Genomic DNA, 15437 nt, shown 5'->3' with positions numbered 1-15437 from the left:
TCGATATGAGTTTTGAACGTGTCATATATTAGACATTATTCAAGGCGAAGCGTACGCTGCAAGTTCGTTATCCACCTCTGGCGCGGCCCCCCGCCAGTTCCCATCGCCGGCCTTGCGCCGGCCACCAAAAAGATGAACGCAGCACTTCCCCTTGACGAGGCCGGCGTACGGCCTCCCCCTACTTGCGGCCAGTTGTTCTACGGATTCCTCGTGCTGGGCCTGACCGCCTTTGGCGGCGCGTTGCCCCTGGCCCGGCGCATGGTCGTCGAAAAGCACCGCTGGCTGACCGGCGCCGAATTCACCGAATTGCTGGGCCTGTGCCAATTCCTGCCGGGCGGCAACATCATCAACCTGTCCGTCGCCCTGGGCATGAAATTCCGCGGTCCGCGCGGCGCCTTTGCCGCGCTGATGGGCCTGATCCTGGCGCCGTCCATCATCGTCATCATGCTGGGCATGGTCTACGACCGGTTCCAGAACGATCCCGACATCCAGCACCTGTTCGCCGGCCTGGCCGCCGCCGCGGCCGGGTTGCTGATCTCGATGGCGGTGAAGATCGGCATGCCGGTCATCAAGCGCCGCGACTGGCTGGCGGGCGTGGTCGCCACCGCCTGTTTCATTGCGATTGCCGTGTTGCGCATCCCGTTGCTGCCCACCATGGCGGTCCTGACGCCGCTCAGCATCCTGATGGTCTGGAGGCAACGTCGATGATTCACACACTGACCGCGCTCGTCCTGATCTTTACCCAGCTGTCCGTGCTGGCCTTCGGCGGCGGCAACACCATCCTGCCCGAGATGCAGCGCCAGGTCGTGGAGGTGCACGGCTGGATGACCGCCGCCGACTTTTCCGCGCTCTTCGCGCTGGGCCAGGCCGCACCGGGGCCCAATCTGATGGTCGTCACGCTGGTCGGCTGGCACGTCGCGGGGTTGCCGGGCGTGCTTGCCACCACCATCGCCAAATTCGGCCCGTCATCGATCATCACCGTCATCGCGCTGGGCCTGTGGGAAAAATTCAAGGACCGCCCTTGGCGCGGGGTCATTCAGGCGGGCATCTTCCCGATGACCGTCGGCCTGGTCGCGGCCAGCGCCTCGCTCATCACCGAGGCGTCTGTCCATACGTGGTTGCTGGGCGCCATCGCCGCCATCGTGGCGATCCTGGGCAGCGTCACGCGGATTCACCCGTTGTGGCTGCTGTTCGCGGGCGCGCTGGCCGGTTTGCTTGGTATCAGTTAGCGTAGGGGACTCTTGCGAGCCCAGCGCGCGATACGCGCCACGGGTGCGCACTGCGGACAGGAGCCCGCCATGCAGCCGCTCACAGACGAAAACGCTTCAGACGAAAATGCTTCAGACGAAAACGCTTCAGATGAAAATCCCCGGGGCCGCAGCGCCCGGGATGACCGCGCCGAGCAAGACACACCCCGCGATGCCGGCGCCGGCGCGCCGTCGAATGCCAAGCCGCTGCCGTTCTTCGACGCCCATCGCCGGCTGATGCTGTGCGCCGGCCTGCTGCTCGCCGTCGCGGGCGGGTTATACGGCGCAGGCCTGACGCCCAGCCTCGCCCTCCTGCTCGGCTTTGACGCCGGGGCTCTGGTCTTCCTGATCCTGACCGTCCGCGTGTTCAGCCGCACCAGCGCCGCTTCCATGCGCCTGCACGCCCGCCAGCACGATGTGGGCCGCACCGGCGTCCTGTGGAGCAGCGTCGCGCTGTCCTGCATGGTGCTGGTCGCGTTGTGGGTGGAGCTGCATGCGCAAAGCAGCGTCGGCGCCCTGGTGGACACGCTGGCCGCCGCCGTGACCATCGTGCTGTCGTGGCTTTACATGAACATGATCTTCGCGCTGCACTATGCCCACGGGTACTACGGCCATAAGAACGCCATGCGCAAGGGTCTGGACTTTCCGGGCACGGACGACCCCGACTACTGGGACTTCGCGTATTTCTCGCTGGTGCTGGGCATGACGTTCCAGGTGTCGGACGTGCAGATCGTCAACCGGCGGCTGCGGCGGATGGCGATGACGCATGGCGTCATCGCGTTCTTCTTCAACGTGTTCATCATCGCGATCAGCGTGAACGTGGCGGCGGGGCGGGCGTAGGAGAGGGCGGGGGCGCAACTAGCCCTGCGTCCGGACGCGCCGGTCCAGTCCGAACGCGGCTGCCTGCGCGATCGCGGCCGCGAGTCCGATGCCCCAAATCGCGCCCGCGCCCAGGATCGCGGCGCCCAGCGCGCTGCCGACCGAAAAACCGAAGTACATGGTCGACGTGTTCAGCGCCAGCGCCACCGGCGCCTGTCCCGGCGAACCGGCCCCGATGAGGCGGGCCATTTGTGCGGGAAAGAACGACCAGACGGTAAAGCCCCACAGGAACACGGCGAACAGCACGGGCGCCAAGGCGTTCGATGCAGCCAGCGCCGTCGCCAGCGACAAGCCTAGGAACGCCAGCCCCAGCACGGTCAGCGACATCCGCACGACGCGGTTCGCGCCCATTCTGTCGGACAAGGCGCCGCCCGTCGTCACGCCAAGCGCGGCCGCAACGCCCCAGAGGGACACCGTCGCGCTGATGCCGGTCTCGTCAAACCCCAGCACACTCGCCAGATACGGCGCGAGAAACGGGTAGGCCGTGAACGCCCCGATCGCCCAGAACAGGCTGACCGACAGCAGCCGGACAATCGCCGGTTGTCGCACGACGGCAAACCGTTGCCGAAGCGTCGCCACCGGAATTCCGGCGCCCGCGTCCGCTGCGATGCCGGCGCGGATGCCGGCGATGGCCACAAGGCTCATCACCGCGACAATCGAAAACGTGGCGCGCCAGCCGAAGAAGTGTCCGGTCACCGCGCCCAGCGGCAGGCCGAGCGCGATCGCGAGCGTCATGCCGGCGCTGACGATGGCCAGCGCCTTGCCGCGCCGCTCGGGCGCCACGATCACGCCTGCCAGGGCGTTGGCGTTGGGCACATACAAGCCCGCCGCCACCGCCATGACGACACGCGCCGCCATCAATGTCCAGAAAGCGGGAGACCAGGCCGCCAGCACGTTGCCCAGCGCAAACAACCCCATGGCAAGCTGCAGGGCGGCGCGGCGATTCCAGCGCGCGGTCAGGACCGTCATGACCGGCGAACTCAACGCCAGCGTCAGCGTGAACACCACGATGAGCGATGCCATCTGCGGCACGGTCATCCCGAAATCCGCCGCCATCGTCGGCAGCAGCGGCGCAATCATGAAGCCTTCCGTGCCGATGGCGAAGGTGCCCAGCGCCAGGAAGCCGGCGGGCAGCAATCCGGCGTCACCGCTTGCCGCCGTGGATGCACGGGCAGGCGATGCGCCTGCCGTGTCAGCGTTCGTTGTCATGAGGTCTATCCAAAGTGAGACGGCGCCCGCAGGGCGCCGCGTTTTCGTTGCCTCAGACCGGGATCGGATTGTCGACCAGGCTTTGATTGAAGGCGTTCACGAACCCATGCTCGTTCGAGCCGGGGTTGTCCCGCAGGTCACGAATGGCGTCGACCAGCACCTCGGGCGCGTCCGTCGCCAGCTTCTGCATCGTCTCGGCGATGAACGCATCCAGCGGCATGGCGCGCGGATCGCCGCTTTTCTTGATGAGGTCCGTGTCGACCCACGGCGGCGCGATTTCCTGGACCGTCACGTTGGTGTCGCGCAGCATGAACCGCTGCGACAACGCGTACGAATGCAGTGCGGCCTTGGATGCGGAATAGACGGCGTTCGAGGCGATCGGCACGTAGGCAAGGATCGACGTGTTATGGATGATCGTCGCGCGAGGCTGCGCCTTCAAATGACCGATCAAGGCGGACGTGAGGCGGATCGGACCCAGCAGGTTCGTTTCCAGGATCTGCTGCGACACGGCGTCGTCAACCTGGGACGACGGGTCATCGAACGGCATGATGCCCGCATTGTTGATCAGCACGTTCAGCGACGGGTACTTGGCGATCAGGGTCTTGGCGACGCGGTCGATGTCCTGAGCGTCCGAGATGTCGAGCTGGATGCCTTCGATGCCCGGATGCGCCGCGGCGATCTCGTCCAGCAGCGCCTGCCGGCGGCCGGCGATGATGACCTTGTTGCCCAGGTCGTGAAAAGCGACGGCCAGCGCGCGGCCGATGCCGGAAGTGCCGCCTGTGATGAAGATGGTGTTTTGGGTCAGTTGCATGTCGGTGCCTCGGTCGGTTGTGAGCGTCTGGGTTCGTTTCAGATCGCGGTGTGGTCACTATGAGGCAGTTTGAGTTTGTCTCAAATGTCAATAAAGCGTCGTTTTAGGACATTGGCTTTTCCACGTCCTGCCGGAGTCGACAGGATGGGTGCGCAAAATCCGGCGGATAGGTGCGTCTTTCTGTAGGAGGACGCGAATTTCCGTTGACTATCGCCAATGGCTTCAATAGCCTGTACACGTCATTTCCAGACAAAGGTTTAAACATGCGCCAGATCGGCCTCATTCTCGAAGACGGTTTCCAGGTGATGGGCCTGGCTGCGCTGGCGGCATTCGAATTCGCCAACATCGCCCTGGACCGCGACGGCTACCGCGTCACCATCCTGTCGGAAGGCGGCGGCCTCATCCGGTCCACCATGAACGCCGGCATCGAGACTGTCGCCCTGGGCGTCATGCCCGACACCCTGATCGTGGCGGGCGAACTGATGCCAGGGCCAATCTCGCCCGGCCTGGCCCGCTACGTGGCGCGCGCCGCCACCGAAGCGCGCCGTGTCGCGGGCGTCTGCACGGGCGCGTTCGTCCTCGCGCAGGCCGGCCTGTTGAACGGCCGCACCGCCACGACCCACTGGGCACATGCACGCAGCCTGCAGGAACGCTTTCCCGAAGTGCGCGTCGACCCTGACCGCATCTTCGTGCGCGACGGCAACATCTGGACGTCGGCTGGCATGTCGGCCGCCATCGACCTGGCGCTTGCCTTGATCGAAGACGACCACGGCGCGGCGCTGGCCCGCGACGTCGCGCGCCGGCTGGTGGTCTATCACCGCAGGCCGGGCGGCCAATCGCAGTTCTCCGCCTTGCTCGAATTGGAACCGCGCTCCGACCGTGTGCAACGGGCGCTGGTCTATGCCAAGGAGCATCTGCGCAATCCGTTGACAGTGGAGGAACTGGCCGAGGCGGCCAGCTTGTCGCCCCGCCAGTTCAGCCGGGTGTTCCGTGACGAGACCGGGCATTCCCCCGCCAAGGTGGTGGAGCTGCTGCGGCTGGAAGCGGCCCGCGGGATGCTGGAAGAAGGGCGGCATTCCCTGGATGTCGTGGCGCGCGATACCGGTTTCGCGGACCGCAATCGCATGCGGCGGGCGTTCCTGCGCGCGTATGGCCAGCCCCCTAGCGAGGTGAGGCGCGGGGTGCAACCTGCCGCCGCATGACGCATCATGCAGACCTGAAACTGACAGGGCGTTGAACGCCGCGCCGCTGTAGCGCATTGTCGCTGACGCCCGGATCGTTGTGATCTAAGATGCGCCATCCGAACGCTGGCGCATGCCTGGCGCGCGGCCCCGGCGAATCCGGCACATCGAGGCAAGCCTCGCGCCGATTTCAGGCCGACACCGATCGACATCCACGCTTTCCACGTCTGCCTTGCACTCTCCATCGCCCGCAACGCGTCCTCTCGATTGGCTGAACTTCTTCGTGGCCGATGTGCGGGACGGGCTTGGCCCCTATCTCGCCATCTATCTGCTTGCCGTCCATCACTGGCGCCCTGACAGCATCGGGCTCGTCATGACGATATCCGGGCTGGCGGCGCTGGCAGCCCAGACGCCGGCCGGCGCGCTGGTGGACCGCGCCTCCAACAAGCGCGCGTTGCTGATCGCCGCCGCCGTGCTCGTGACGGTGGCGTGCATGGCGGTCCTGGCCAACCCGAACTTTGTCTGGGTCACGCTGACGCAGGCGGTGGCAGGCGTCGCGTCATCGGTGTTCGCGCCCGCGATTGCGGGCATCACCCTGGGACTGACCACCGCGCACGCCTTCACGGAACGCATCGCGCGCAACGAGTCGTTCAACCACGCGGGCAACGGTTTCGCGGCGCTGCTCGCGGGCGGGCTGGCGTATGTGTGGGGGCCGGTCGCGGTGTTCTACCTGATGGCGGCGATGGCGCTGGCCAGCCTGGCCGCCACGATGCGTCTTCCCGCGCATATCGATCTGGACAAGGCGCGCGGGTTGGAGCCCGGCCACGATGCCGCCGCGCATGCGCAGCCCGTGCCGCTGCGCCAGTTGCTGTCCAACCGGCCGCTCGTGCTGCTGGCGCTGAGCTGCGCGCTGTTCCACCTGGCCAACGCGGCCATGCTGCCGCTGGTCGGGCAGAAGCTTGCCCTGGCGAACCCGGCGCTCGCCACGCCGCTCACGGCGGTCTGCATCGTCGCCGCGCAGTTCGTCATGATTCCCGCCGCCATGGCCGTGGGGCGCTATGCGGACCAGTGGGGGCGCAAACCGCTGCTGCTGTTCGGTTTCCTCATCCTGCTGTTGCGCGGCGTGCTCTACACGTTTTCGGATGACACGGCGTGGCTGGTGGGCGTGCAGTTGCTCGACGGCATCGGCGCGGGCATCTTCGGCGCTGTCCTGCCCCTGATGGTGCTGGACCTGACCCATGGCAGCGGCCGGTTCAACGCCAGCCTGGGCGCCGTCACCACGGTGTTCGGTATCGGCGCGGCGCTCAGCAATGGGCTCGCCGGCCTGATCGTGCAGCACGCGGGTTACAGTGCAGCGTTTTTGGCGCTGGCAGGCATTGCCGGCCTGGCTTGCATGACCTTGCTGGTGTTGCCGGAAACGCGCGTGGCCGCTCCGGCGACCGCCGCATCGGCTTCCAATTCCCTTCCTTGATCCTCTTCTGAAAGCATGTCGCTATCCAACGCCGTGATCTGGTTGATTGCCGCCGCGACCACCATGGCCATCCTTTTTCGTCCGTGGCGGCTCCCCGAGTACGTTTGGGCCACCGCCGGCGCGGTCGCGCTGGTGGCGCTGGGCTTGCTGCCGGCCGCCAAGGCGGGCAGCGCCATTCTGGAAGGCACCGACGTCTACCTGTTCCTGATCGGCATGATGCTGGTGGCCGAAGTCGCCCGGCAGGCAGGCTTGTTCGACTGGGTGGCGGTGGCGGCTGCCGATCACGCGGCCGGGTCCGCCCGGCGGCTCTTCGATCTGGTGTTCCTGGTGGGCACGGTGGTCACCGTGCTGCTGTCCAACGATGCCACCGCGGTCGTGCTGACGCCCGCCGTCTATGCGGTGGCGCGGGTGGTCGGCGCGCCGCCGTTGCCGTACCTGTACGTCTGCGCCTTCATCGCCAACGCGGCCAGCTTCGTCCTGCCGATCTCCAATCCGGCCAATCTGGTCGTGTTCGGCGACCGCATGCCCGCGCTGGGACCGTGGCTGGCGCACTTTGCGCTGCCTTCCGTCTTGGCCATCGGCTCCACCTACGTGACGCTTCGGCTGGTGTTTCGCGATGATCTGCGGCAGCCGTTGAAAGCTTCGCCGCCGTTGCCGCCCATGACATGGCCGCTGCGCATGGCCGCGCTGGGCGTGGCCATCACGGCGGGGACGCTGCTGATCACGTCGGCGCTTGGCCATCGCCTGGGCTTGCCGACGCTGATTGCCGGCTGCGTGTCGGCGGCGCTGGTGCTGGCGGTAACGCGGTCGGGCCCGCTGCGGCTCATCAAGGGTGTCGCGTGGGGCGTGCTGCCCCTGGTGGCCGGGCTGTTCGTGCTGGTCGAAGGCATGGCCGCCAGCGGCGTGCTGCAGGATCTGGCGGACCTGATGCGCGGCCTGTCTGCGGACGCCGCGCTTTGGGCTGGCGGCGTGGGCGCTGCGCTGTCGGGCAACGTCATCAACAATCTGCCCGCGGGATTGATGGCGGGCACGCTGGCGCGCATGGCCGACCTGTCCAGCACGGCTAATGCCGCGCTGCTGATCGGCATCGACCTGGGCCCCAATCTGTCGGTCAGCGGCTCGCTCGCCACCTTGCTGTGGCTGCTGGCCGTCCGCCGCGAAGGCATGCACATCAGCGCGCTGAGCTTTCTGCGGCTGGGCGTCTTGGTGATGCCGCCTGCGTTGATTCTGGCGTTGGGCGCGCTGCACGTCTTCAGTTGACGCTGCACGTCTTGAATTGACGCTGCACTTATTGAATTGACGCGGCGCGCGGCGCAGGCCTGGCGATGGCCAGCGCGCCGCGCGCCTTTCCGGTCCCGCGTCAGAACGTGCCGCGGACCGTCAGCGTCGCGTTGCGCGGATCGCCATAGAAGCTGCCCCAGCCCGGCGCGCCGATGGTCTGGTAGTAGGTCTTGTCGAAGATGTTGTTCACGTTCAACGCCGCCGACCAGTTCTTGTTGATCTGGTACGCGACGCGCGCATTCCACACCGCGTAAGACCCCTGCGAGACCCGCACCGAGCGCGTTTCCGTGTAGCTGCCCGTCTGGTAGTTCACGCCGCCGCCCAGCGACCATGCCGACAATTCACCCGGCAGCCGGTAGTCGGACCACAGGCGCAGGATGTGCTTGGGCGTAACGGTGCGCGCGAAGTTGGTGTTGGTGACAGAGGTGTCGTCCAGGAACTTCAGCGTGTTGAACGTGTAGCCCGCAAACAGTTGCCAGCCCGGGGCCACTTCGCCGCTGATCTCGGCGTCCAGACCCTGGCTGCGCACCTTGCCGCTCGACAGGTAGCAGATGTCGCCCGTCGAGCACACGCTGGTCAGATCCTCTTGCGGGCGGTTCTTCTGATCGACGCGGAAGAGCGCGATGGACGTGTTGAGGCGCCCATCCATCAGTTCGCCCTTCAGGCCGATCTCGTAGTTCTTGCCCACGATGGGGTCCAGCACCTTGCCCGATGCGTCCACCGCGTTCTGCGGTTCGAAGATCTGCGCGTAGCTGACATAACCGGACCACTGCGGATTGAACGCGTAGATCAGGCCGCCATAGGGCGTGACGACGCCGTTGTCCTTGTAGGGATCGACGTACTGCTCGCCGCTGTCGCGGTAGCGGCTGGTGTTCTCGTACCAGCTCACCCGCGCGCCGGCCACCAGCGTCAGCGGGTCGGCCAGGCTGAAGCGGCCGACGCCGTACACGCCGGTCTGCTTCATCTTCACGATGGTCGCGGCGCTGCGGTAGGCGTTCTCGCGCATCCAGTCGTCGGTGGGTTCCGGCACATGGTGATCCGGGTTCCACACGTTCACCGCGCGGTTCAGGCGGTTCAGCGCGAAATCGTTCTTGCTGGTCAGTTCGTTGATGCTGGCGCCGAAGGTCACCGAGTGCTTGCGGCCCAGCGCCTCGAAGGCGCCGTCCACATCCAGGTTCAACGCCTTATTGTGCGTGGACATGTCGAACAGGCCCGCGTACAGCATGGGCCCCAGGCCGGTCACGGGATTTACGGCGCCTTCCGTGAACGCGTACTTCGAATCGTTGGATTCCTGGGTGGACGTGCCGGTCAGCTTGAGCGACCAGTCCTTGTTGAAGCGATGCGCCAGCTCGGCAAAGACGGTGGTCTGCTTGCCGTTCCAGCGGTTCCAGTCCTGGCCCAGCGAGGTTGACCGCTTCAAACCGATGTCGTCGCCGTTGCTGTAATGCGGCAGGCCGTGGAAGAAGGGCGTGGAGCGCAGTTCCTCGTAGCTGACGCCGCCGGTCAGGGTGGTGTCCGGTGTGAAGTCATAGCTCAGCACGCCGTACAGCACGCCGGTGCGGCTTTTCGCGCTGTCGTAGAAGTATTCGCGGTCGTTGTAGCTGGCCACGCCGCGGGCGCGCAGCGTGCCGGCTTCGTTGAGCGGCGCGCTGGCGTCGATGTCGGCGCGATAGTTGTTCCACGAGCCGCCGCTGGCCAGCATCTGCACCTGGGTCTCGGCCAGCGGGCGCTTGCGCACCAGGTTGACGGCCGCGCTTGGCGAGCCGGCGCCTTGCAGCAGCCCGGTGGCGCCGCGGATGATCTCCACGCGGTCCAGCGTCACGGTTTCGGTGGTGAAGCTGTCGGCCTGGGGATAGTAGAAGGCGCGGTTCACGCCGTCGAACTGGTAGCTGTCCACGCGAAAGCCGCGCGAATACACGTAGCTGCCGCCCATCGGGCTCTTGTAGAGCGTCATGCCGGTGCTGTTGGCCAGCACCTCGTCCAGCGTGTTGGCGTTCTGGTCGTCCATGCGCTGGCGGGTCACAACGGTGACCGATTGGGGAATTTCCTTCAGCGTCTGGCGGCCCTTGCCGATGGTGACGACACGGCTGGTGTAGCTGCCGGTGCCTTCGGTGACGGGATCGTTGGTCATGCCGGTCACCGTCACCGGCGCCAGCGTGGACACGCCCGACGTGTCCTGCGGGATGCGCCGCAGGTGATAGCCCTCGCCGTTGGCGTTGGGGACCGCCTGCAGGCCGGTGCCGGCCAGCAATCGGGACAGGCCCTGTTCCGCCGTGTACCGGCCCGACAAGCCTTGCGTCTGCACGCCGCGCGTCAGGGCGGGCGAAGCGGCCACTGTGACCTTGGCGGCCACCCCGAACTGGCCCAGCGCCACATCCAGCGTGGTGGGTGCGATGGCAAAGGCGACTTCGCCGGACGACGCGGCCTCCGCCCACGACGCGGCGGGGACGGCGAATGTGGCGGCCGCCGTCAGGGCAAGGTGGACCGCAAGGCGCAAGCGCATGCGCGGAGACGATGACAAGGAGAGGGGAGAAGGGGAATGGCGTCGTGCCATGGCAGGGGGTTCCTGATTCGTCGATTGAAAAGCGCGGCCCGCGGGCGCCTCGGGGCCTTCTCTTGGTCTAACGAACCAGAAATGAAAATCTGCGGCGTTGTTACAAAATAGTCGGGATGCGCCGAGGGTGGGCGGCGAAATCGGGCGGGAAATCGGGCGACGAATCGGCGCGAATCAGCGCCTTCATGCCCGGCCCACGCTGACCCAGTAGCGCGTGCGATAGCGCAGCCTCAGGTCCAATACGCCGGCAAGCACCTCGAGCGCCTTGTCGGTGTCGTCGATCCGGAACGCGCCGGTGACTTCGCGGTGCGCCACGTCGGCGTCGCAGCGCACGATGCCGGTGCGATAGCGGCCCAGCTCGGCCACAAACCGGTCCAGCCGCATGCGGTTCGCGACCAGCATGCCGCCGGTCCAGGCCGGCGCCGCTTCGTTCACCGCGGTCACGGGCGACAGGCTGCGGCGGTCGAACTCGGCCTGCTCGCCCGCATGCACGACCCGGCGCGCCTGCGCTTGCGCGTCCGGCTCCACCTGCACGGCGCCTTCGAACACCGCGACGTGCGTGGCGCCCCGGCTGTCGTCCATCTGGCGCACGGAAAAGCGCGTGCCCAGCGGCGTCAGCAGGCCGTTTGGCGTTCTTACGCCAAAAGGCCGGCCTGCGTCGTCGGTGCCTGTAGCGATCAGGATCTCGCCGCTGCGCAGTTCGATGCGGCGCTGGTGCGCGTCATAGCGCATCGCCACGGCCGAATCGGTGTTCAAGGTCAGCACGGTGCCGTCGGGCAGGTGCACGACGCGCTGCTCGCCCGTCGCGGTGCGATAGACCGTGCTGCCGTCCCACAACCCTTCGCGCGCGCCCATCCAGCCCAGCGCGCCCAGGCCGACGCCGGCCGCCATCCATTTGAGGGCGCCGCGGCGCGAGCGTTGGTCGCAATAGCGCAGGATGGTCTGCCCCGCGGCGGCGGTCGACACGTTGCCGGTGGTGGCAGCCTTCAGATCCTGGCTGATGCCCTGCAGGCGCTGCCAGGCCAGTTCGTGGCGCGCATCTGCTGCGCGCCATTGCGTACAGGCGGCCTGCGTGGCGGCGTCCGGGGCGTCGCCGGCGCGCATCATCCACTGCGCCGCCTGCCGGATGATGTCGGGATGCACCCGCTCGGTGTGCGCGGCGCTCATGCGTACAGCACCGTGTAGCAGTGTTCCCACGCCTTGATCATGTCGCGCTGCACGGCCGCCACCGAAATGCCCAGCTCGCGCGCCACGTCCAGATAGGGCAGGCCTTCCACCTGCGCCAGCACGAAAACCCGGCGCACCCGCGCCGGCAACTGCTCCATCATGCGGCACACGGCATCCAGCGCCTCGACCACCAACGCATGCGTCTCGGGACTGGGCGCCACGTCTTCGCTGCGCGCGGCGAGCGTCTCAAGATAGGCTTGTTCGATCGCCCGGCGGCGCGATTGGTCGATCAGCAGACGCTTGGCAACCGTGGTCAAAAAGCCGCGCGGCTCGGCAAACGCGGCGCGAGACTCGCTGCGCATGACGCGTTCGAACGTGTCGTGCGCCAGATCGGCGGCATTGTCGGAATTGCCGGCAAGCCGGCGGCGCAGCATCTGCACAAGCCAGCCATGGTGCTCGCGGTACAGACTGACGAATTCGGCGGAGGACGCAAAAGGGGCGGGCGGCACGGGTCTGCTGGTCAGATGCTAATGGGAATGATTGCTAATTGTAGCCAATCAGCGGCGCGTGGCTATTTCTTTTCACGCCCGCCCATTCCCGCTGCGCCCAAGCCGAGGTCGCGGCCTTTCGCTATCTGGGGTTGAAAGGGGCTCCCGCCCGGCGTCGAGAGCCCGCACCCTCGAGCCCTTCAGGCGTCGGCTGCGCCCAATCTCCACAGCGACGTCATTTCCTTAGACCGCGCCGCAAACAACGGATCCGACGCGTCCCGCGCCTTGCCGTGCACCGGCCGCGTATCCAGCTTGTCGATCACGCGCAGCCCGGCGGTTTCGATCATCTCCAGCAACTGCTCGCGTGTGCGCAAGCCCAGGTGCTCGGCCAGGTCCGACAGAATCAACCAGCCTTCGCCGTTCGGCGTCAGATGGTCTTTCAATCCATTCAGAAACCCGCGCAGCATGCGGCTGTCCGGGTCGTACACAGCATGTTCCAGCGGCGAGCTGGGCCGCGCGGGCAGCCACGGCGGGTTGCAGACGATCAGCGACACGCGGCCTTCGGGGAACAGGTCGGTCTGTTCGACCTCGACCTGTCCCGACAGGCCCAGACGTTCCAGGTTCTCGTGCGCGCAGGCGATGGCGCGGGCATCCGTGTCAGTGGCGATGACGCGCTTGCCGCCACGGCGGGCAATCACTGCGGCCAGAACACCGGTGCCCGTGCCGATATCAAACGCCACGCTGCCGCGCGGCATGGGGGTGTTGGCGACCAGGTCCACATATTCGCCGCGCACGGGCGAGAACACGCCGTAGTGCGGGTGGATGCGGTTGTTCAGCGCGGCAATCTCCACGCCCTTCCTGCGCCATTCATAGGCGCCGATCAGGCCCAGCAGCTCGCGCAGCGACGCCACGAATGGCGCATCGCCCGGCACGTGCGCGGCTTCGCAGGCCGGATGCGCGTCGGGCGCGCGGCGCAGGGGGATCGTGTGGCCGGCATCGAAGGGAATCAGCAGCATGCCCAGGATGCGGGCGCGCTGCGACTGGACCTGCCGATGCTGGTTGAAGGCTTCGAGCTGGGTTTCCACCGGCTTGCGCGGGCGCTTGTCGACGCGGCGCGTGATGGCCTGCAACAGCTGGCGCGCGTTCTGGAAGTCGCCGCGCCACAGCAGGCCGACGCCTTCGCAGGCGTGGCGGTAGGCCATGTCGGCGGTCAGCGTGTCGTCGGCGACGATGACGCGCTTGGGCGGCGTGGCGCCGGTTTCCGAGTGCCAGCGGGCCGAGCGGGCGACGCCGTTTTCTTCCCAATGCAGTTCAGGCGCGTTCAAGAGGTCGCTCCGGTGGGGAAAAGGGGGAAGGGCAGGATCATGGGAAATGGCACATAAAAGATAAGGGCGCGGGCTGCCAATGTAGCAGCTTCGCGCCCTGGAACTGCCGCGCGGCGCATGCGGCGCCGCGACAGGATGGGGTCAATGGAACAGGACGACGGCCTTTTGCAGCGTGATCCAGATGCCCCAGGCGAGCGGGATGCCGACGCACGCCCACGCAAAGGCGATCAGCGCGGGCGGCGTGCGGAAGTTGGACTTGCCCACGCCGTGGGTTTCGGAGGCGACGGCGCGCTCGTGCGCCAGCGCCTTTTCCTTGGCCAGTTCCTCGTCGGTCATGAAGTACTTGGCGTTGACCGGGCGGATGGCCAGGTTGCACAAAAAGCCCACGACCAGCATGCCGGCCAGGATGTACATGGTGATGTCATACACCTGGGCGCGCGGCACGCCGATGGACAACTGGTACTCGCGGATGTAGTTGACGAGAACCGGGCCGAAGATGCCCGCGGCCGACCACGCGGTCAGCAGCCGGCCGTGGATGGCGCCCACCATCTGGGTGCCGAACAGGTCGGCCAGGTAGGCCGGCACCGTGGCAAAGCCGCCGCCGTACATCGACAGGATGACGCAGAAGGCCGCCACGAAGAGCGCCAGGGCGCCGATATGCGCGGTCCAGGGGATGGCGGCGTACAAAAAGAAGCCCAGCACGAAGAACACGAAGTACGTCATCTTGCGGCCCAGCTTGTCCGACAGGCTGGCCCAGAAGAATCGGCCGCCGATGTTGAAGAGGCTGAGCAGGCCCGTGAAACCGGCGGCAATGGCGGCGATGGCCGCGAGCTGGTCCTTGTCGAGCTGGCCAAAACCCAGTTCAGGCTTGTCGATGAGCCCGCCGCCGAACACTTCTTGCAGCAGCGGCGACGCCATCCCCAGAATGCCGATGCCCGCGGTGACGTTCAGGCACAGCGCCCACCAGACCAGCCAGAACTGCGGCACGCCCCACACGCGCTTCACGTGGACATGGCGCTGCGTGATCATCACGTTATTGACCTGCTTGGCGGGCGGCGTCCAGCCGGCGGGTTTCCAGCCGGTGGGCGGCACGCGGTAGCCCAGGGCGCCCGACATCATGAAGATGAAGTACACCAGCGCCATGGTCAGAAAGGTCTGCCAGACGCCCGGCGAGGTCGGCGTGGCGAAGTGACGCATCAGCAGGTCGGCCAGCGGCGCGCCGATCATGGCGCCGCCGCCAAAGCCCATGATGGCCATGCCGGTAGCCATGCCGCGGCGGTCCGGGAACCACTTGATCAGCGTGCTCACCGGCGAGATATACCCCAGCCCCAGCCCGATGCCCCCGATCACGCCCGACCCCAGCCACAGCATCCACATCTGGTGCAGGTAGATGCCGATGGCCGAAATGACCAGGCCGCCGCACCAGCACAGCGCCGACACGACGCCAGCCTTGCGCGGGCCCGCGCGTTCCAGCCAGCCGCCCCACAGCGCGGCCGAACACCCCAGCAGCACGAAGAACAGGGTGTACATCCACCCCATCGTCGAGATCTTCCAGTCACAGCTCGTGGTGAAGAGCTCGGCCACGAGGCTCATGTCCGGCGGGCAGGCCAGCGGCTTCGCGCCGCCCACCACCTTGGATAACGGCAGCCAGAACACGGAAAAGCCGTAGGCCATGCCGATGCACAGGTGGATGGCCAGGGCGGCCGGCGGCACCAGCCAGCGCGAGAAGCCCGGCCCCGCGATGGTGCGTTCTTTGTCGAAAAAACCCGGCCTTGAGCCGGGCAGGTCCAGGGTGGCGCTACTTTCCATGATGTCTCCTCAGGG

At 66.8% G+C, this 15437-nt stretch carries 13 protein-coding genes; 6 read left to right on the top strand and 7 right to left on the bottom strand.

The features are described 5' to 3' along the window. Window positions 1–132 precede the first annotated feature (132 nt). The 3 genes from AB3147_RS22160 to AB3147_RS22150 all read left to right on the top strand — a co-directional run bounded on the left by AB3147_RS22160 (window position 133) and on the right by AB3147_RS22150 (window position 2087). A complete protein-coding gene (locus tag AB3147_RS22160; protein WP_175186300.1) occupies window positions 133–708 on the top strand; it encodes a chromate transporter in 576 nt (191 codons plus the stop codon). Then, complete coding sequence (locus AB3147_RS22155) at window positions 705–1229, top strand: chromate transporter (protein WP_367352973.1); 525 nt, start codon at window positions 705–707, stop codon at window positions 1227–1229. Before AB3147_RS22160 ends, AB3147_RS22155 begins: the two co-directional genes overlap by 4 nt. 69 nt (window positions 1230–1298) lie before the next feature. Further along, window positions 1299–2087 (top strand): DUF1345 domain-containing protein, encoded by a 789-nt coding sequence (locus AB3147_RS22150; RefSeq protein WP_367352972.1) that lies wholly within the window; start codon window positions 1299–1301, stop codon window positions 2085–2087. Window positions 2088–2105: 18 nt separating this feature from the next. On the opposite strand, the gene AB3147_RS22145 is transcribed toward AB3147_RS22150, so the two are convergent. Both AB3147_RS22145 and AB3147_RS22140 read right to left on the bottom strand, forming a co-directional pair. Beyond that, window positions 2106–3335: an MFS transporter gene (locus tag AB3147_RS22145; RefSeq protein ID WP_367352971.1), complete on the bottom strand. Its 1230-nt coding sequence runs from the start codon at window positions 3333–3335 to the stop codon at window positions 2106–2108. Between the two features lie 52 nt (window positions 3336–3387). Next, window positions 3388–4146 (bottom strand): SDR family oxidoreductase, encoded by a 759-nt coding sequence (locus AB3147_RS22140; protein WP_279970917.1) that lies wholly within the window; start codon window positions 4144–4146, stop codon window positions 3388–3390. Between the two features lie 263 nt (window positions 4147–4409). Here AB3147_RS22140 and AB3147_RS22135 point away from each other — a divergent pair, with 263 nt between their 5' ends. The 3 genes from AB3147_RS22135 (at window position 4410) to AB3147_RS22125 (ending at window position 8058) form a co-directional block, all read left to right on the top strand. Then, entirely contained in the window at window positions 4410–5348 is a 939-nt protein-coding gene (locus AB3147_RS22135; RefSeq protein WP_367352970.1) for a GlxA family transcriptional regulator, read from the top strand. A 262-nt stretch (window positions 5349–5610) separates the two neighbouring features. Then, a complete protein-coding gene (locus AB3147_RS22130; RefSeq protein ID WP_367352969.1) occupies window positions 5611–6798 on the top strand; it encodes an MFS transporter in 1188 nt (395 codons plus the stop codon). Between the two features lie 15 nt (window positions 6799–6813). Beyond that, a complete protein-coding gene (locus tag AB3147_RS22125) occupies window positions 6814–8058 on the top strand; it encodes an arsenic transporter (protein WP_279970920.1) in 1245 nt (414 codons plus the stop codon). 100 nt (window positions 8059–8158) lie between these two features. Here AB3147_RS22125 and AB3147_RS22120 read toward each other — a convergent pair whose 3' ends face one another. The 5 genes from AB3147_RS22120 to AB3147_RS22100 form a co-directional block, all read right to left on the bottom strand. Next, window positions 8159–10582 (bottom strand): TonB-dependent siderophore receptor, encoded by a 2424-nt coding sequence (locus tag AB3147_RS22120; RefSeq protein WP_367352968.1) that lies wholly within the window; start codon window positions 10580–10582, stop codon window positions 8159–8161. A 234-nt stretch (window positions 10583–10816) separates the two neighbouring features. Beyond that, window positions 10817–11800, bottom strand: coding sequence for a FecR domain-containing protein (locus AB3147_RS22115; RefSeq protein ID WP_367352967.1), 984 nt, complete (start codon window positions 11798–11800; stop codon window positions 10817–10819). After that, window positions 11797–12309, bottom strand: coding sequence for a sigma-70 family RNA polymerase sigma factor (locus tag AB3147_RS22110; protein WP_367352966.1), 513 nt, complete (start codon window positions 12307–12309; stop codon window positions 11797–11799). The genes AB3147_RS22115 and AB3147_RS22110 overlap by 4 nt, the downstream gene beginning before the upstream one ends. Window positions 12310–12488: 179 nt before the next feature. After that, window positions 12489–13613 (bottom strand): methyltransferase, encoded by a 1125-nt coding sequence (locus AB3147_RS22105; RefSeq protein ID WP_175124503.1) that lies wholly within the window; start codon window positions 13611–13613, stop codon window positions 12489–12491. Window positions 13614–13754: 141 nt separating this feature from the next. Further along, the gene (locus AB3147_RS22100) at window positions 13755–15422 is read right to left on the bottom strand and encodes an OFA family MFS transporter (protein WP_191576062.1); all 1668 of its coding nucleotides are present in this window, start codon (window positions 15420–15422) and stop codon (window positions 13755–13757) included. Between the last annotated feature and the right edge of the window lie 15 nt (window positions 15423–15437).

The sequence above is a fragment of the Achromobacter animicus genome (assembly GCF_040775605.1).
GTDB classification, from domain to species: domain Bacteria; phylum Pseudomonadota; class Gammaproteobacteria; order Burkholderiales; family Burkholderiaceae_B; genus Achromobacter; species Achromobacter animicus.
Note: the sequence above shows the minus strand (reverse complement) of the source record. Positions and strands in the feature narration are given on the sequence as shown.